Source organism: Hymenobacter siberiensis (assembly GCF_018967865.2).
Classification (GTDB): Bacteria; Bacteroidota; Bacteroidia; order Cytophagales; family Hymenobacteraceae; genus Hymenobacter; species Hymenobacter siberiensis.
The window spans coordinates 1387045-1402494 of the sequence record NZ_JAHLZY020000001.1; the positions used below are offsets into that span (position 1 = coordinate 1387045).

A 15450-nucleotide genomic window follows, 5' to 3' on the forward strand; every position below is an offset into this window, starting at 1 on the left:
TTGTATGAATCAATTTTACTTTTTGCGGTGTGCGGCTCTGTCAGCCACCATGCTCGGCCTGTTGGCTGGCACAGTCCAAGCCCAGACAAAAATTAAAACCAAGTCCAGCGGTGCGGGCAAGCAAAAGACCACCGTGCCAGTGCCCACCAGCGGCACGGGCATCGCGCTGGCCAATCTGGATAAGTCGGTGCCGCCCTGCGACGACTTCTATCGGTACGCCTCGGGTACGTGGTTGAAAAATAACCCCATTCCAGCGGCGGAATCAAGCTGGGGTGCGGGCAGCGTGCTGGCCAAAAGCAACCGGGCCATTTCGCTCCGCATTTTAAACCAGGCAGCAGCCAACCGCACGGCCAAGCCGGGCTCGAACGCGCAGAAGGTGGGCGATTTCTACGCTTCGGCCATGGATTCGGCCGCCATTGAAGCGGCCGGCCTGAAATATCTGCAGCCGCACCTCGATAAGATTGAGGCCGTGAAAGACTTGGCCGGCATGCAGCGCCTGCTCGCCGACCCCAAGAGCCACACGGGCAACGCATGGTATGAGTTTGGGGTCATCCAGGACCTCAAGCAGAACGATGTGTACATGGCCTTTTTCAGCCAGAGCGGGCTGGGACTGCCCGACCGCGACTACTACCTGAAAGAGGACGGCCGTTCGAAAGCCATTCGGGCGGCGTACCAAACGTATCTGACGAATACCTTTAAGCTGCTGGGCGACAGCCCCGCCACTGCCGAAAAGAATGCCGCCACCGTGCAGCGCCTCGAAACCCGCCTGGCGCAGGCCAGCCGCACTCGCGTGGCCATGCGCGACATTCCGGCGCTGTATAACAAGCGCACCGTGGCCCAGCTCACCACGGAATACCCCAACCTGAACTTTCCGCAACAGCTGAAAATGGATGGCCTTAGCGCGGCCCAGGACCTCGTGATTGGCCAGCCCGAATTTGCCAAGGAACTGAATGCCATGCTGGGCAGCGAGCCCCTGGCCGACCAGAAAACGTATCTGCGCTGGCATTTGGTCACCTCCGCCATGTCGGCGCTGCCCAAAGCGTATGTCGACGAGGCCTTTCGCTTTTCGCAGATGCTGAGCGGGGCCAAGCAGCAGCTGCCCCGTACGCGGCGGGCCCTGGCCGCCACCGACGGCGCCTTGGGCGAGGCCTTCGGCCAGCTGTACGTGGACGAGGCCTTTCCGCCCGCGGCCAAAGCCCGGGCCAAGGCGCTGGTCGAAAACCTTCGTGCGGCTTATGCCGAGCGCATTCAGGCCACGGAATGGATGAGTGCCCCCACCAAAGCGGCGGCCTTGAAAAAACTCAACGCCTTCGTAGTAAAGATTGGGTACCCGGATAAGTGGAAGGACTATTCAACGCTCACGGTCAGCCGCGAGAGCTACCTGAATAATATGTTTGCGGCCAACGAGTTTGCCAATCAGGAAAATCTGAACAAGTACGGCAAGCCGGTAGACCGCACGGAATGGACCATGACGCCGCCCACGGTGAATGCCTACTACAATCCGTTGCTGAATGAGATTGTGTTCCCGGCCGGTATTCTGCAGCCACCCTTTTTCGACGCGCAGGCAGATGATGCCGTGAACTACGGCGGCATCGGTTCGGTGATTGGCCACGAAATGACCCACGGCTTCGACGACCAGGGCCGGCAGTTTGACGCCAGCGGCAACCTGCGCGACTGGTGGACCAAGGAAGACGGCGAGAAGTTTATGGCCAAAGCCGATGTGGTGGGCAAACAATTCGACGCTTTCTCGCCCCTCGACTCGGTACATGTGAACGGCAAACTAACCATGGGCGAAAACCTGGCTGACCTCGGCGGCCTCACCATCGCCTACGCGGCCTTCATGAAAACGCCCCAGGCCAAGGCCGGTAAGTCCATCGATGGCTTCACGCCCGAGCAACGCTTCTTTCTGGCCTACGGCCAAATCTGGCGCCGAAACCAGCGTCCCGAATCCCTGCGCCAACAAGTTCAGACCGACCCGCACTCGCCCAGCCAGTACCGCACCATTGGCCCGCTGCAGAATATGCCGGAGTTTCACAAGGCATTCAACTGCAAGGAAGGCGACAAGATGGTGCGCTCGGCAACGGCGCGTGCCAAAATCTGGTAAGGTCTTTGCATATAGTTGGTTGAATCACGCACGGAAAACTGTTTCCGCGCCCGATACGAGAAGGTCCGCTTCCCCTGGGGGCGGGCCTTTTTAATTGCCCAGGGCCGAAAGTTTATGGTTGCAGTAATTTGCGCAGTGCTCTAGCTTTGGGTCCGTTCCGCCATTTAGGCCCTATGCATCACCTCGTCTACTCCAGCACTGCCAGCATTGGCCTCACCGAAGCCGAGATGCAACGACAATTGGGCCACTGGCGCAGCACCAACGTCAGCCTCAACATCACCGGCCTGCTGCTTTTCAGCACCGAGGGCAATATTATGCAGGTGTTGGAGGGCGATGCCACGGTGGTGCATCAGCTCTACACCGTGATTGCCGCCGATATCCGGCACCGCAATTTGGTGAAGCTGGCCGATGGCCCCGTACCCAGCCGGGCCTTTGCCGACTGGTTGATGCAGTTTCGCCGCGTTGCGCCGGCCGATTTCTCGCGCCTCACGCTCCGGCCCGATGCCACGCCGGAGCACATCCGCAACCTCGTGCCGCTGCTCGAAGCCTTCATGGCCGAGGAGCCGCCGAGGGGAGTGTAGCGCGAAGCGCCGCTTCGCACCTACTTCACTTCCACTTTTATGGTGATGTCCTTCACCGGCCACTTATCGGACTCCACGGGCTCGTTGGCAATGCGGTCCACCACATCCTGGCCCTCAATTACTTCGCCGAATACGGTGTACTGGCCATCGAGCGAGGGCACGCCGCCCACGGTGGCGTAGGCCTGCACCTGGGCGGGCGTGAGCTTGCGCCCGGCCATGGCCTGCGACTGGCTGGGGGCCAGCTTCTCGCCCACCACAAAGTAAAAATCGGTGTTGGAGGACAGCCGGCCGGGGTTCTGCTCGTCATCGTAGCGGGCCATGCCCAGGGCCCCTTTGTGGTGGAAGTGCGCGGTGCTGATTTCCGGCGGCAGGCGGTAGCGCTTCAGCCGGATGGTGCGGGCGTTGTAGGTCTGGCCGCCCTGCACGGCAAAGTCTTTCACCACGCGGTTGAACATTGTTTCATCAAACACGCCCTTGCGGGCCAGCAGCAGGAAGTTGGCCTTGTGAATGGGCGTATCGTCGTACAGCCGCACCCGAATGTTGCCCAGGCGCGTGTGCACCAGCACTTCGGAGCCGGGGTACTGGCGGCCATAGGCCAGCAGCGCGGCCGGCGCGGCACTGTCGGTGAGGGTGGCCAGGTCGGGGCCGGGCACTACGGGCCTGGCGGCGGTGGGCGCGGTGGCGGGCGGAGCCTGGTTGCAGGCGGCCAGCAGGCCCAGGCCAAGCACCAGGCAGCAAGCGACGGAAAAAGATGTAGGCATAGAATCAGGGCCGAAAAGTGCCCCAAGGTAAGACGAGGAGCCGGCCCCGCCGGTTGGGCGCACGCCCAAAAAAGCCCATACTGGGGGCGTTGCCCCGGTCCGACCGCCCTAGGCGGTCGGACCGGTTGAAGTGAGAATGATTTCGCCCTGACGACAACCGGTCGGACCGGAGCAACGGTTCGCTATTTGGTATCCGTCAAACAGTTTTGGGGGTGAAGCAAATGCCCAGCGGGATTACCACTCCAGGCTGCCGGCCTTTTGCTTGGTTTTTTCGCTGCCAGCCTTGGTTTTCACCTTCAGCTTATCTAAGGGCGCGGTAGGCTTGGTGGCAGCCGGGGCCGTGGCAGCAGGAGCCGGCGAGTCCTCGGCTTCGGCGGCGGGCTCGGCCATGTCCTTGGCCGATTTGATTTCGTCTACGGCTTCCACCTTCTTCACCTTTTGCTGAGCCAGCAGGAGTTGGTCCTGGGCCAGGGTGTTCTTTTTCCAGGCCGAAACTTCAGTATTCAGCTTTTCCTTTTCCTCCTTGGTGGGTTTGTTGGGCGTCATCATGCCGCCGAGGTCGGGCTTGCCGGCATCCTGCCAGGCCGTGAGCCAGAGCGCCGAAACCAGCGTGGTGGCCTCCTTGATACGGTTGTCAACCATGCCGCCCACTTCTTTTTCGTACTCGGCGGCGAAGGCGTCGGAGTAGCGGCGCGTGGTTTTGCCGTACCTGTGCGAGAACGTGAATCGCACGTCGGGCTTCATCACTTTCTCAATTTTGCTGGCCCGGTCAAAGGTTTCGCCCAAAAAGCCATAGCTGCTCTGCAGCGTGGTCCAGATGGCGGTTTGCGGGTCCTTGATGTACCTGGCGTTTTCGGCGGTGAGGTTGTAGTCGTTGATGTACTTTTCGGGCAGCTGGCTTTCCCAGAGGCTGTGCAGGCCCTTCTGGTCGGTGAGCTGGCCGTCGTAGTTGATGGTCGTGTGCAGCGGCACAAACGAGTCGCCCACGTAGTGGCTCAGCTCGGCCGAGTACTTCACAATGTTCATCGTGTCGCGCTGGCGGAAGGCCTCGGTCAGGCTGTTCTTCATCTCCAGAATCACCCACGGCACGGTGCCGTACTTCTTGAGCGTATCGGCCGAGAACTTGGCCACGGCTTCGTCGTACTGGCGCGGCATCTTCGCAAATGGGTTACTCTCGGAGTAATGGTCCATGTCGATGTAGTGCTTGGGCGCTTCGGTGGGGTCGTCGTTGCGGCGCTCGTCGGGGGCCGTGCTCAGGCGCACAATTTCGGCCATGTGGCGGAAGTAGAACCCCTGCATGGTGGCCGGCAATTCGTACACGGCAATCTGCGTGATGGTGCGGTGGCCGAAGAACCCCCAGCCGCTCGCGGTGCCGTGGGCCAGGATGAGGGCCGCGAGCAGCAGCGGCAACAACGTTTTTTTCATAGATGCGGGAATGATTACGGGGCCAGGGGTAGTTCCCCTGGCCAAAGTTCGGCACTGGCCACCACATTCAGAAGCCCCGGGGCCGGGCCCCGTTGGCAGGGTGGGGCGGGCCGTACCTTCGTCGCTCAACCACTTGCTATGAATTTCACGCGCTGCTCGTTTTTAGGCCTGTTTAGCTTGCTGGCCGGCCCGGTGGCCGCCCAGGTGTTCACCATTCCGCCGGGGGCCTACCGCACGGCGGCGGCCTACCACCGCAAGCAGCCCCAGCCCGCCGGCATCAATGCCTTTTACCCCGACAAGCGCGGCCAGCTGGTGGTAGTGGTGCCGCGCGGCCCCAAAACCGTGAAGCTGCGCGTGGCCCCCGACAGCGTGTGGGGTTACGTATCGGGCAAGGGCCGCACCTCCCGCCTGTTCCGTAACGAAGAATACCGCCTCGAACACGCCGACACCCTGTGCGTGTACACCCAGAGCTCGACCACCGTGAATGGGGCCCTGGGCGGTGCCAACGGCGACAACACGCGCTATTTTTTCAGTCGGGGCCTCACCGGCCTCGTTTTCCCCCTCACCACGCGCTACCTGCGCGAAGCCTACGAAGCCAGTAACCCCAACTTCGTGGCCGCCGCCAGCAAGCTGCGAATCGACCAGAGCCTGGTAGATTTCGACCGCAAAACCGGCCTGTTTCGCGTAACCACGCTGTATCGCGACGCGGCTGACAAGTAGGGTACGACCCCGCACCTTACTTTTATTCCTGCCGGTAGGCCACGCCGGCCTTCATCACGAACGTTGGCCGCATCAGGGCCGAAATATCCTGCAACGGGTCGCCGTCCAGGGCCACGATATCGGCCATTTTGCCGGTTTCAATGGTTCCGAGGTCGGTGGTCTCGCCCAGCAGCTCGGCCGCGTTGAGGGTGGCCGTGCGAATGGCGTCGAGCGGGCTCATGCCGGCTTCGGTCATATAGCCGAATTCCTTGGCGTTCTGGCCGTGGCGGAACACGCCGGCATCGGTGCCAAACGCCACCCGCACCCCAGCCTTGGTGGCGCGCGTGAAGGTGCCCTGCATCTTGGTGCCTACATCGAGGGCTTTGCGGGCGATAACGGGTGGAAAATAGCCGGGCCGCAGTCGGGCAGTGTCGGCCACCGACTTGCCGGCGATGAGCGTGGGTACGTACCAGGTGCGGCTTTTGACCATGAGCTTGATGGCTTCTTCGTCCATCAGCGAGCCGTGGTCGATGCTGGTCACGCCCGCCCGCACGGCCCGCTTGATGCCTTCGGCACCGTGGGCGTGGCAGGCCACGCGCATGCCCAAATCGTTGGCCGTTTCCACTATCGCCTTTATTTCTTCCTCGGTGTATTGCGCGCCGGTGCCGTCCTTGCTCAGGTCGAGCACACCGCCGGTGCTGGCGATTTTGATGAGGTCGGCCCCGCGCTTAAACTGCTCGCGCACGGCCTGCCGGCACTGGTCGGGGCCATTGGCCAGGTTGATGGGGTGGCCGGCCTTGGCAATCTGGTCCTCGCTGAGGCCGTCGGTTTCGTCCATGTGCCCGCCGGTGGCCGAGATGGCCATGCCCGCCGAAAAGATGCGCGGGCCGGGCACCAGGCCCTGGGCCACGGCATTGCGCAGGCTGGTGTTCACCCCCGAGCCGCCACAGTCGCGCACCGTGGTGAAGCCGGCCCGCAGCGTGGTGAGGGCGTTGCCTTGGGCGCGGAAAGCCACATCGGCCGGGTTCAGCGTAAAACCTTCGCGGAAGCTGTTGCGGCTGGGTGTCGATTCGAGGTGCACGTGGCAGTCGATGAGGCCGGGCAGCACGGTGCGGTTTTCCAGGTTGATGACCTTATCCTGCGGGCCGGCGGCGGCGGTATAGCCGCTTTGCACGCCCGTAATCCGGTCGCGCTCAACCACAATCGTTTGCTGGGCCAGCAGCTTGCCGCTGCGCACGTCCAGCAGGTGGCCGCAGTGCAGATAGGTCTTCTGGGCGAAGGCGGCCGGGGCGGCCAGTAAAAACATGGCCGTGGCCAAAGCAGGAATAGATTTGCGCATCATACGTTTGTGTGAATGAACCGCCAAGGTAAGAGGTGAGGGGGTGAAATGGTGAGGGAAGGAGGGATACTTTTCGCCAGCCCGAGCCGCTTCAACCAACCGTCCCTTACCTCTTGCCTTCAGCACTCGCACTTCACCATTTTATCCCCTCACCCCATGACTACGCAAGAAGAATTCGACGCCGCCAGCCAGCGCGCCCAGCAGCTGCCCAGCAAGCCCTCCAACATGGTGTTGCTCCAACTCTACGCCCTCTACAAGCAGGCCACCGATGGCGACCTGACCGGCGACCGCCCCGGCGGCTTCGACTTCAAAGCCATTGCCAAGTACGACGCCTGGAACGGCCTGAAAGGCACTAGTAAGGAAGCCGCCCGCCAGCAATACGTTGAGCTGGTGAGCGAGCTGGCGGGGTAGGTAATGTGAAAATAGGCTGAATGTGGAAAATGTGAAAATGCAGCTTGCTAGTTGAGCAACGTAGCCGAGCCAGCCGCTTACTTCATTTTCACATTTTCTATATTCATTACATTTCCACATCATTAAAATGGACATCTCCCGCAAAAAGCCGCCGTATCCCATCACGCCGGCCCTGCGCCAGTACCTGCGCGCCTACGACCGCGAAGCCCTGCTGCCCGTGGCCTACGCCGATTTGCGGCAGTTCACGGGCTCGTTTCCGCTGCTGGACCGGGCGGGCAAGGACACGCTCTGGCAAACCGTATTCTTTGAGCCCCAGACGCTACGCGAGCTCAGCCAAGGGCTCACGGAGGTATATGCGCTGCTGAAAACGGCCGGCGACCTGTCGTTCTCCGAGCAGCTCGTGGCCGACCGCATCGACTACTGCGAGTTTGGCAACTCGCGGCCGTTTCGGGTTCGCATCGTGAACCAGCTCAACGACAACTACGACTACTTCTACGTGAAGCAGGCCGATGCCTCACGCCTCTACGGCCTGGAGCTGGAGCATTTACTCTCGCCCAACTCCATGAACTTCCTCGTGAGCGGCGATACGCTCATTGAGGAGCATATTGTGGGCATTCCGGGCGATGATTTTATCTGCAAAAACCTCAGCCAGCCCCATCTCAACCAGGTGCGCCTGGCCAAGGAGTTTGTGAAGTTCAACGAGCGCTGCTTCGTGCGGCTGCTGGGCGACATGCGGGCCTACAACTACGTGATTGCGGTGACGCCCGATTTCGAAAACGAGCAGTACCGCGTCAAGGCCATCGACTTCGACCAGCAGAGCTACGAGGGCCGCCGGGTGATGTACCTGCCCCAATTTTTTAAGGACAATGCCGCCGTGGTGGCCATGTGCGCCCGCCACCTCAAGCCCGAAAACGTGCGCCAGTACCAAACCGAGGAGCGCGCCCTCATGGCCCGCCGCGCCCGCGCCGAGCGCCACCGCCTGCGCGACCTGCTGGCCGCCATGCGCCGCCACGAGCTGGCTCCGCCCGAAAAAGTGGCCCAGCTCAAGGCCGAGCTCAACCGCTACCACCACACCGATGCCTTCGACCAGTGCGACTCGATGGGCGACATCGTGCGCCAGAACCTGTGGCACACGCTGGGACCACAGCTGCGCCGGAGCGCGGGCGAAAAAACCTGATACTGCGAATACCCCCAGACCTCATACTCTTCCCCATCCCAAAAAAAGCACGCCTGGCTTCGGCCGGGCGTGCTTTTTTTGGGACAATGCCGGGGCTTCCCGACTGCCTACACAGCCGGCTTGGGCGCGGGCAGGTCAAACGCCGTGGCGTCGTGCTCAAAATGGCCTTTGTGCGAGCCGTCGCAGAAGGGTTTCTGCTTGGAAAGGCCGCAGCGGCAGATGCTGATGCGCTCGCGGCCGCCGAGGCCGTAGGGCTGACCCTGGGCATCTACGAGTTCGATATTTTCGCCCTCTACGCGGAGGGAGCCATTGGAAAGGACGGTGAGTTTCATTTTGGGAGGGTTGATTTTTGAGGGTTGAATGTTGAGTTTAGGGAAGGGGTGAGTTTTGAGGGTTGAAAGTTGGAAATTGAAAAATAACTCAACATTCAACCCTCAAAACTCAACCTTTTATAATGCCTTTCGCATTACGTAGTCGTTCATGAAATAGGGACCAATCGGCACGTCCACTTCGCGCTGGCGCACAAAGCCGCGCCGCTCGTAGAAGGCAATAGCGGGGTTGTAGCGGTTCACGTTCAGGTCCAGGAACTGGCCGCCGGCGCTGCGGGCCGCGTTTTCTACGGCCTCGATGAGGTGCACGCCCAGGCCTTGGCCCTGGCGGGTGGGAAGCACATAAATCTTGTGCAATTTGTAGCCGGAGCCGCTGCCGTCCTCGGCCGGCAGGGGGCCGAAGGAGGCAAAGCCGGCCGGCTCGCCTTCCACCTGGGCCAGCAGAAAAACGTGCTGCTGCTCGCTCATCTGCCGCTTCAGGGCGGCCGGTGAGTATATCACCCGATACATATATTCCAGCTGCTCCTCCGAAATGATGAAGCGGTAGGTAGGCTCCCAGGTAGCCTCGGCCAGTTGAATAATGGTCGGAATATCGTTGAGCGTGGCGGGCTCAATGCGCGGCGGCGCGGTAGGGGCGTCAGAAGTCATAAGCAGTAAAACACGAAATTGGGGCGAAAAAACCGAAACCCACCTGTCTCTGGGCATACGGTTGGCCCGTTCCTTGCGTTTAGGCCCGCAATAAGTTGTTTTTCTACGCCCTATTCCATGAAATCTGCATTCATCATTCTGCTGGCTGCCCTGCCATTCGCTGCCGCCGCCCAAACTACCCAGGCCGAACTGCTGCGGCGCGGCGAGCTCACTGGCACCCGGCCCAGCGCCCGCAGCCAGGCCCGGCAAACTGCCCCCCGCCCCACAAACACCTCTTCCGACCCCGTGCAGCAGCACCTGCTGCAAACCGACGTGAACCTGGCTCAGGCCAGCGCCGACCAGCTTCCCAGCCTCTACGAACGGTTCATTGCCACTACCCGCGACGAGCGCCGCCAGTGGAGCTACCCGCAGTGGGATGCCGCCGGCCAGGTGCTGGCCCGCCTCAACCAGCGCTACGAGCAGGTGCGCACCACCCTGCCGCTCGAAGAGCGCCTCCGCGTGCGCTCATTTCAGGGCGAGTTTCACACCCTGCGCGGGGCGCGGCAAGTGAAGGATAAGCTCGACTAAAAAAGGTCATTCCAACGAAGGAGGAATCTGAGAAAAACCGTTCAAGTAGTTGTTCTCAGATTCCTCCTTCGTCGGAATGACAGCTCTCAACTACTGTATTTCCAGCCACTCCCGGGCATCTTCTTCGTTGGTAAAGAGCGAAATCTGAATCTGGCCCTGCACGGCTTCTACGAATTTGTGGCTCACAATCTGCGCATCCAGGTTGGGCGATAGGATGTAGGCGATGGCCCGCAGGCAGGCCGCTATGGCCTTGGGTAGCCATTCGTATTCGAGCCAGGGCAGGGCCTCGCTCCAGTCGCCGCCGGTATCGCGCTTGTCGTTGAGTATCCGCTGAAATGCATGCTTCTCCAGCAGGCGCGTACCCTCCAGTACTCCCCGAATTACTTCGGCGGCGGTGAGCTGGCCGTGCCAGCTGATGTAGAGCAGAGAATGGTCCGGAAAAAAATAATATTCGGCCAACGGTGCCCCATAGCAGTCGGCTATGGTGGTCAGGTGAACGGCTTCGGCTGTTAACATGGCACATGGGTAGTATTTAATATCAAACATACTACATAATTACGTGCTTAAATCGTTGAGCCAATACGGACCGTGCTGCTACCTTTGGGGTTCTGCTTTTCTCTCGTTTTTTTTCGTTCGTAGCGCATGCACATTGCCATCGTCGGCAACATTGGGGCCGGTAAAACCACGCTGGCCCACAAGCTGGCCCAGCACTTCCGTTGGGAAGTATTTCTGGAAGATGTGGACGATAATCCTTATCTGAAGGATTTTTACCACGACATGCCCCGGTGGGCCTTCCACCTGCAGGTTTATTTCCTCAACGGCCGCTTTCGCCAGACGCAGTACATCAAGGCGCTGCAAAAGGCCGGCAAAGGTATCATTCAGGACCGCACTATTTACGAGGATGCCCACATCTTCGCGGCCAACCTGCACCAGTCGGGCCTGCTCGAAACCCGCGACTACAACAACTATTACGCCCTCTTCGAGTCGATGGTAGACCTCGTGGCCCCGCCCGATTTGTTGCTTTACCTCCGCGCCGACCTTCCCAAGCTCATCGGCCAGATTGAGAAGCGCGGCCGCGACTACGAGAATACCATCAGTATCGAGTACCTCAAAAACCTCAACGAACACTATGAGAAGTGGATTAGCACCTACGACGCCGGCCGCTCCCTCATCGTGGACGTGAACGAGCTCGATTACGTGCGCAACCCCGAGGACCTGGGCACCATCATCGAAAAGATTAATAACACGCTGTTCGGGCTGTTTTAGAAGGTGTTCTAAGACCGTAAGAACATAAACTACTCTACCCTATTATTTTCACAAAGTATTGCTTAATAGATAATTAAGCAAGGGATAGCTGCTGGCCCAGGTTACCGGGCATAAAAACGGGGTGGGCCGACCTTTGCAGTTCCAACACCTCAAAGCCCTTCCCACCCCGTGAAGCAACGCCTCATCGCCAAAATTACGACCGTTTTACAGCACGTGCCCCTGGTGGGCCACCTCTCGCGGCAAAAGTTCATCGCGCAGTTTGTTATCGGGCTGATAAAGAGCCGCAACGTGCCGTTTTGCGAAGTAGCCTAGCACCTCAACGACGCGGCCAAACCGGCCTCGAATGAGACCCGGATTCAACATTTTTTCCGCCTCGTGACCCTGGACTATCTCGTGCTGGCACAGCTCTTTATCCGCCTGTTGCCGACCACGGGTAAGCTGCGGCTGTGCATCGATCGCACGGAATGGGATTTCGGCCGGTGTCAGGTCAATATTCTGCTCGTCACCGTGGGCCAGGGCGCGTTTCACGTACCGTTGTACGGGTAACTGCTCGACAACCGCAGCGGCAACTCCAACGCCGCCCAGCGCATCGCCCTGCTCGAGGTCTGCCTGGCCTTGCTCGGCCGCGCGCGCATCGGCCTGGTCGTGGGCGACCGTGAGTTGGTGGGCCATGTATGGCTCAAGTGGCTCAAGGACAACGGTCTGAACTTCGTCATGCGTCTGCCCAAGCACCACCTGCTCACGGACGCGCACGGCCACCGCCACGCCATTGCCGACCTGGGGCTTGCCGAGGGGGAGCACCGGCGCTTTGCCCAGCGCCAGGTGGATGGGGTGTGGGGGCAGGTGTGGGTCAAGGCCCTGGCCGGCGGCGAGTTTCTCTTCCTCTTCGGTACCTCGGGTTTGCAGCAGATAAGCCAGCGCTACGCCAAGCGCTGGACGATAGAGCAGTGCTTTCAGAATCTGAAAAGCCGGGGTTTTAACCTGGAAAACAGTCACTTGGCCTGCCATCACAAGCTGCGTAAACTCCTGGCCCTGGTCAGTTTGGCCTACGCCTTTTGCTTGGCCGTGGGGCACGCCGCAGACCGACGCCAGCCCATCGCCCGCAAACAGCAGGGGTACCGGGCCACAAGCTTAAGCCGCCACGGCTTGGACATCGTGCGCCAACTCACCCGTCCGACGACGGGCGCACAAACAACAGCCAATCAGTTAGCTGAACGTTTGTTGGACTGGATTATCAGACAAGTATCTCATTATCAAATACCTGTGAAAATCATAGGGTAGAGTAAACATAAACAGAACGTCATGCTCATCTGGCGTCCGCGCAGCCGAAGCATCTCGCGTGCAATGGTAACTCTTTCGTCTAACGATTGGGTTACTACCACAAGCGAGATGCTTCGGCTGCGCGGACGCCAGATGAGCATGACGTTCTGGTTTAACCCATTGTAAGCTCAGCCGCTCACAGTGCCGCGTTGAAAAAATCGACCAGCGGCCGGGCCGCCGCAATGCCGGCCACCACCTCATCCACAAAGCCAGGGGCCAGCACCTCCGCATCGGAGTAATAGCGGCCCACTCCAAGCGTTTTCAGCCGTAGCCACGCCAAGTCCGGGTCGGTGGCGGCATAGCCGCGCGGCGGCCGGGGCAGCTGCGGCCCGGTAGTGTCGCGGCCATCGGGGAAGTAGCGCAGCAGCGCCGGAGCCTGCCGCAGCCGGTGAAACCCGTCGCCGCTGTAGTGAATTTCCTGCCGAATGGCCGCCAGCAGCTCCGGGGTTGGCCACCAGGTGCCCGCTCTCAGCCAGCTGCGCCCCTCCGGCTGAATGGCCACGAAATAACCCGCCCGGGGCGCGTGGCGGCCATCGCGCTTCAGGCCGGCCCCCATGCGGCGCTTGTAGGGCTCCGGGTCGGGGTGGGCCCGGTCATTCTTGTGCAGCCGAAACATCACGTCGCCCGGCGTGAGGTTGGCCAAATCAGGGTCGGTGGCGGCGGCGCGGGCCAGCACCTGCTTCACCAGTTCGATGCAGGCGGTGCGGGCGCGTTGGTAGTCGGGCCGATGCTTTGCCATCCAGGCCGTGGTATTGTTGGCCGCCAGCCGGGCCAGGAAGTTCAGCAGGTATTCCAGTTCCATAAAAAAAGCCGGGTATCAGGCCTGGCCTCTCCCAACGCACCCGCCGCCGCCGGAGTTGCAAAACAGCCGCCAGCGGCCGCTACCGGCCTTATTTCCGGCTGAGCACCGTCACGGCATCGCCCACGCGCAGGCGGCCCCGGCCCGGCCCGGTCACGTTCTGGCCAAACAGCGTACTATTTTCTGCCTGCCGGTAAGTGGCCAGCGTGCGCAGCGGGTCGCCCACGGGGCTTTTGCGGGCCGTAGCCTGGTCGATGGTGGTGAGCACGCAGCGCCCGCAGCCCCGCACGGCCCGAAACGGCACCTCGCCAATCTGAAACTGCTCCCACGCATCATCCTCATACGCCGCGCCGCCCCCAAACACGAGGTTGGGCCGGAAGCGGTTCATCGGCACCGGCTCGGCCAGGCGGGTATTCAGGTCGGCCAGCGCGGCCTCGCCGGCCAGCAGGAAGGGGTAGCCGTCGGCGAAGCTTACCAGCTGGCCTTCGGGGTTGAATTCCGGCTCCACGTCGCGCCGCACCATGTCCGACATATACACCAGCCGGCAGGGGCGGCCCAGCGCCTCGGCCAGCCATTCATCGGCCTCGGGCGTGCCGCGCCAGGCCCACAGAATATCGTCCCACACGGTCACGAACAGGGTGCGGTCGGGCGTGGCCGCAAAGGGAATGAAGAGCGGCAGCAAATCGGGCCGTTGGCGGTGTGAAATCAGAAAGCCATTATAAGCCGGGGCCACGGCCAGCAGGGCCAACTCGGGCTGCTGGCGCTGCGTCATGAAGCGGTTGCGCTCGTCCACCAGCAGCCAGCGGCGGTCGTGGCGCAGGCCGCGGGGTGTCACCTCGGCTTCGGCCACGGCATACCCGCCGAGGGACTTTACAGGGTACAGAAAAAGGCCGGTGAGGGAAAGGGGAGCTGACATAGCCACAAAAGTACCGGCCGCGCCGTAACTGCGCCGCTCCGCTATTCCGAGCGGCCTACTCTACCACCAGCAAATCGGCGGCCCGCACAAAAGCCACGCGCTGCTGCCACTGCACCCGGTACCAGATGTCCTGGCGGCCCAGCACGGGCAGGCGGTCGCCCATGGCGGCGGTGCTCAGCCAGGCGGCGGCGGCGCCCGGCCCGTCCATCAGGGCTGCTCCCGGGCGGGCCACCAGCCCCGTCGGCGTTGGCCGCAGGAAATGCAGGTAGGCCCCCAGCAGGGCAACGTAGGCAGTGTAGCCCAGCCACGCGCCGCGCGGGCTCCGGCGCCACAGCAGTACCACGGCGGCTACCACCGCGCCCGCCAGCAAGCCCTGCAAGCCCGGGTAGAAGTAGCGCTGCGCCTGCACCCGCAGCTCCTGCTGCCAGGTGGCAGGGTAGCCCACCAGCCGGTGCTGGGTGGCCAGGGCCACCAGTTGCCGCCACGTTCGTACCCGGGGCTGCCGCGCCTGCGCCATGCTCAGGTAGAGCAGCGCCGCCGGATAATGCCCCAACTGCTGCTGGGCGAAGGCCATTTTCAGCAAAAGCTCGGGCGAAACCCGCCGCTGCTGCCACACTTGCTGTCGATAATCAGGAAAAGAAGCCTCGTATTGCCCCGCCGTGAAAAGCGAATCGGCCCGTTGCAGGCCGGTGGGCGACATGGAAAGGGGAGCTGCTGAAATTTTTTTTGCCGGCGGATTTGCACTCAAGGCACAGATAGGCAGGAAGATTAGGAAGAATAAAAGGATTCGCACAGCAATGAGGGTGACTTTTTTTAAAGTCAGGGTTGTGTAGTTCCGAGGGCTATAGTACTTTTGTACCACCAAAGAAGGAAACGCCCTTCCAAGGTAAAGGTACCGATTCTGTAGCTCAGCTGGTAGAGCAGTACACTTTTAATGTACGGGTCCTGGGTTCGAATCCCAGCGGGATCACAGCAAAAAGCCCCATTCTGGAAACAGGATGGGGCTTTTTCATTGGCACGGTTCCGGCCACGGCTGGTTTGGCTCACATCCGGCCGGTGGGCCGACCGATACGCAAAAAGGTTCTCAGCTGGCAGCGTTGAGCTACTA

General features: G+C 61.3%; 19 protein-coding genes and 1 tRNA gene. 11 read left to right on the top strand and 9 right to left on the bottom strand.

The annotated features are described in order from the left end of the window. Nucleotides 1–4 precede the first annotated feature (4 nt). Nucleotides 5–2104: a M13 family metallopeptidase gene (locus tag KQ659_RS06105; protein ID WP_226929860.1), complete on the top strand. Its 2100-nt coding sequence runs from the start codon at nucleotides 5–7 to the stop codon at nucleotides 2102–2104. Nucleotides 2105–2277: 173 nt separating this feature from the next. Continuing rightward, complete coding sequence (locus KQ659_RS06110) at nucleotides 2278–2685, top strand: BLUF domain-containing protein (RefSeq protein ID WP_216689714.1); 408 nt, start codon at nucleotides 2278–2280, stop codon at nucleotides 2683–2685. Nucleotides 2686–2705: 20 nt separating this feature from the next. On the opposite strand, the gene KQ659_RS06115 is transcribed toward KQ659_RS06110, so the two are convergent. Together KQ659_RS06115 and KQ659_RS06120 are read right to left on the bottom strand one after the other, a co-directional pair. Further along, nucleotides 2706–3446 carry a peptidylprolyl isomerase gene (locus KQ659_RS06115; protein ID WP_216689712.1) on the bottom strand — a complete coding sequence of 247 codons (741 nt, stop codon included), beginning with the start codon at nucleotides 3444–3446 and terminating at the stop codon, nucleotides 2706–2708. Between the two features lie 234 nt (nucleotides 3447–3680). After that, nucleotides 3681–4871 carry a zinc dependent phospholipase C family protein gene (locus KQ659_RS06120; RefSeq protein WP_216689710.1) on the bottom strand — a complete coding sequence of 397 codons (1191 nt, stop codon included), beginning with the start codon at nucleotides 4869–4871 and terminating at the stop codon, nucleotides 3681–3683. Nucleotides 4872–5009: 138 nt separating this feature from the next. On the opposite strand from KQ659_RS06120, the gene KQ659_RS06125 reads away from it, so the two are divergent. After that, nucleotides 5010–5591: a hypothetical protein gene (locus KQ659_RS06125; RefSeq protein WP_216689709.1), complete on the top strand. Its 582-nt coding sequence runs from the start codon at nucleotides 5010–5012 to the stop codon at nucleotides 5589–5591. 22 nt (nucleotides 5592–5613) lie between these two features. On the opposite strand, the gene KQ659_RS06130 is transcribed toward KQ659_RS06125, so the two are convergent. After that, a complete protein-coding gene (locus tag KQ659_RS06130) occupies nucleotides 5614–6912 on the bottom strand; it encodes a metal-dependent hydrolase family protein (protein WP_317196131.1) in 1299 nt (432 codons plus the stop codon). Nucleotides 6913–7065: 153 nt separating this feature from the next. Between KQ659_RS06130 and KQ659_RS06135 the strand changes: the two genes are divergently transcribed. Continuing rightward, the gene (locus tag KQ659_RS06135) at nucleotides 7066–7320 is read left to right on the top strand and encodes an acyl-CoA-binding protein (RefSeq protein ID WP_168674628.1); all 255 of its coding nucleotides are present in this window, start codon (nucleotides 7066–7068) and stop codon (nucleotides 7318–7320) included. A gap of 127 nt (nucleotides 7321–7447) precedes the next feature. After that, nucleotides 7448–8497: a hypothetical protein gene (locus KQ659_RS06140; protein WP_216689708.1), complete on the top strand. Its 1050-nt coding sequence runs from the start codon at nucleotides 7448–7450 to the stop codon at nucleotides 8495–8497. 107 nt (nucleotides 8498–8604) lie between these two features. Here the strand turns inward: KQ659_RS06140 and KQ659_RS06145 are convergent, their stop codons facing one another. Both KQ659_RS06145 and KQ659_RS06150 read right to left on the bottom strand, forming a co-directional pair. After that, nucleotides 8605–8829: a CDGSH iron-sulfur domain-containing protein gene (locus KQ659_RS06145; RefSeq protein WP_035558496.1), complete on the bottom strand. Its 225-nt coding sequence runs from the start codon at nucleotides 8827–8829 to the stop codon at nucleotides 8605–8607. Nucleotides 8830–8946: 117 nt separating this feature from the next. After that, nucleotides 8947–9474: a GNAT family N-acetyltransferase gene (locus KQ659_RS06150; protein WP_216689706.1), complete on the bottom strand. Its 528-nt coding sequence runs from the start codon at nucleotides 9472–9474 to the stop codon at nucleotides 8947–8949. A gap of 117 nt (nucleotides 9475–9591) precedes the next feature. Between KQ659_RS06150 and KQ659_RS06155 the strand changes: the two genes are divergently transcribed. Beyond that, entirely contained in the window at nucleotides 9592–10041 is a 450-nt protein-coding gene (locus KQ659_RS06155) for a hypothetical protein (RefSeq protein WP_216689704.1), read from the top strand. Between the two features lie 90 nt (nucleotides 10042–10131). On the opposite strand, the gene KQ659_RS06160 is transcribed toward KQ659_RS06155, so the two are convergent. Further along, entirely contained in the window at nucleotides 10132–10557 is a 426-nt protein-coding gene (locus tag KQ659_RS06160) for an STAS/SEC14 domain-containing protein (protein ID WP_216689702.1), read from the bottom strand. Between the two features lie 126 nt (nucleotides 10558–10683). Between KQ659_RS06160 and KQ659_RS06165 the strand changes: the two genes are divergently transcribed. The 4 genes from KQ659_RS06165 to KQ659_RS06180 all read left to right on the top strand — a co-directional run bounded on the left by KQ659_RS06165 (nucleotide 10684) and on the right by KQ659_RS06180 (nucleotide 12588). Continuing rightward, a complete protein-coding gene (locus KQ659_RS06165; RefSeq protein WP_216689701.1) occupies nucleotides 10684–11307 on the top strand; it encodes a deoxynucleoside kinase in 624 nt (207 codons plus the stop codon). A gap of 168 nt (nucleotides 11308–11475) precedes the next feature. Continuing rightward, nucleotides 11476–11619 carry a hypothetical protein gene (locus KQ659_RS06170; RefSeq protein ID WP_216689700.1) on the top strand — a complete coding sequence of 48 codons (144 nt, stop codon included), beginning with the start codon at nucleotides 11476–11478 and terminating at the stop codon, nucleotides 11617–11619. A gap of 63 nt (nucleotides 11620–11682) precedes the next feature. Then, nucleotides 11683–11853 (top strand): hypothetical protein, encoded by a 171-nt coding sequence (locus KQ659_RS06175; RefSeq protein WP_216689698.1) that lies wholly within the window; start codon nucleotides 11683–11685, stop codon nucleotides 11851–11853. Nucleotides 11854–11922: 69 nt separating this feature from the next. After that, nucleotides 11923–12588 (top strand): transposase, encoded by a 666-nt coding sequence (locus KQ659_RS06180; RefSeq protein ID WP_216689696.1) that lies wholly within the window; start codon nucleotides 11923–11925, stop codon nucleotides 12586–12588. A 175-nt stretch (nucleotides 12589–12763) separates the two neighbouring features. Here the strand turns inward: KQ659_RS06180 and KQ659_RS06185 are convergent, their stop codons facing one another. The 3 genes from KQ659_RS06185 to KQ659_RS06195 form a co-directional block, all read right to left on the bottom strand. After that, nucleotides 12764–13429 (bottom strand): DUF2461 domain-containing protein, encoded by a 666-nt coding sequence (locus KQ659_RS06185; RefSeq protein WP_216689694.1) that lies wholly within the window; start codon nucleotides 13427–13429, stop codon nucleotides 12764–12766. An 88-nt stretch (nucleotides 13430–13517) separates the two neighbouring features. Further along, the gene (locus KQ659_RS06190) at nucleotides 13518–14342 is read right to left on the bottom strand and encodes an MOSC domain-containing protein (protein WP_216689692.1); all 825 of its coding nucleotides are present in this window, start codon (nucleotides 14340–14342) and stop codon (nucleotides 13518–13520) included. A 55-nt stretch (nucleotides 14343–14397) separates the two neighbouring features. Then, on the bottom strand, nucleotides 14398–15042 hold the full coding sequence (locus KQ659_RS06195) for a hypothetical protein (protein ID WP_216689690.1): 645 nt from the start codon (nucleotides 15040–15042) through the stop codon (nucleotides 14398–14400). A gap of 197 nt (nucleotides 15043–15239) precedes the next feature. Between KQ659_RS06195 and KQ659_RS06200 the strand changes: the two genes are divergently transcribed. Next, nucleotides 15240–15312: transfer RNA gene (locus KQ659_RS06200), tRNA-Lys, on the top strand. Nucleotides 15313–15450: the final 138 nt, after the last annotated feature.

Bases quoted from the DNA above. Each gene is read 5' to 3' on its own strand.
- KQ659_RS06105 (WP_226929860.1), top strand. From the start codon at position 5: ATGAATCAATTTTACTTTTTGCGGTGTGCGGCTCTGTCAGCCACCATG.
- KQ659_RS06110 (WP_216689714.1), top strand. From the start codon at position 2,278: ATGCATCACCTCGTCTACTCCAGCACTGCCAGCATTGGCCTCACCGAA.
- KQ659_RS06115 (WP_216689712.1), bottom strand. From the start codon at position 3,446: ATGCCTACATCTTTTTCCGTCGCTTGCTGCCTGGTGCTTGGCCTGGGC.
- KQ659_RS06120 (WP_216689710.1), bottom strand. From the start codon at position 4,871: ATGAAAAAAACGTTGTTGCCGCTGCTGCTCGCGGCCCTCATCCTGGCC.
- KQ659_RS06125 (WP_216689709.1), top strand. From the start codon at position 5,010: ATGAATTTCACGCGCTGCTCGTTTTTAGGCCTGTTTAGCTTGCTGGCC.
- KQ659_RS06130 (WP_317196131.1), bottom strand. From the start codon at position 6,912: ATGATGCGCAAATCTATTCCTGCTTTGGCCACGGCCATGTTTTTACTG.
- KQ659_RS06135 (WP_168674628.1), top strand. From the start codon at position 7,066: ATGACTACGCAAGAAGAATTCGACGCCGCCAGCCAGCGCGCCCAGCAG.
- KQ659_RS06140 (WP_216689708.1), top strand. From the start codon at position 7,448: ATGGACATCTCCCGCAAAAAGCCGCCGTATCCCATCACGCCGGCCCTG.
- KQ659_RS06145 (WP_035558496.1), bottom strand. From the start codon at position 8,829: ATGAAACTCACCGTCCTTTCCAATGGCTCCCTCCGCGTAGAGGGCGAA.
- KQ659_RS06150 (WP_216689706.1), bottom strand. From the start codon at position 9,474: ATGACTTCTGACGCCCCTACCGCGCCGCCGCGCATTGAGCCCGCCACG.
- KQ659_RS06155 (WP_216689704.1), top strand. From the start codon at position 9,592: ATGAAATCTGCATTCATCATTCTGCTGGCTGCCCTGCCATTCGCTGCC.
- KQ659_RS06160 (WP_216689702.1), bottom strand. From the start codon at position 10,557: ATGTTAACAGCCGAAGCCGTTCACCTGACCACCATAGCCGACTGCTAT.
- KQ659_RS06165 (WP_216689701.1), top strand. From the start codon at position 10,684: ATGCACATTGCCATCGTCGGCAACATTGGGGCCGGTAAAACCACGCTG.
- KQ659_RS06185 (WP_216689694.1), bottom strand. From the start codon at position 13,429: ATGGAACTGGAATACCTGCTGAACTTCCTGGCCCGGCTGGCGGCCAAC.
- KQ659_RS06190 (WP_216689692.1), bottom strand. From the start codon at position 14,342: ATGTCAGCTCCCCTTTCCCTCACCGGCCTTTTTCTGTACCCTGTAAAG.
- KQ659_RS06195 (WP_216689690.1), bottom strand. From the start codon at position 15,042: ATGTCGCCCACCGGCCTGCAACGGGCCGATTCGCTTTTCACGGCGGGG.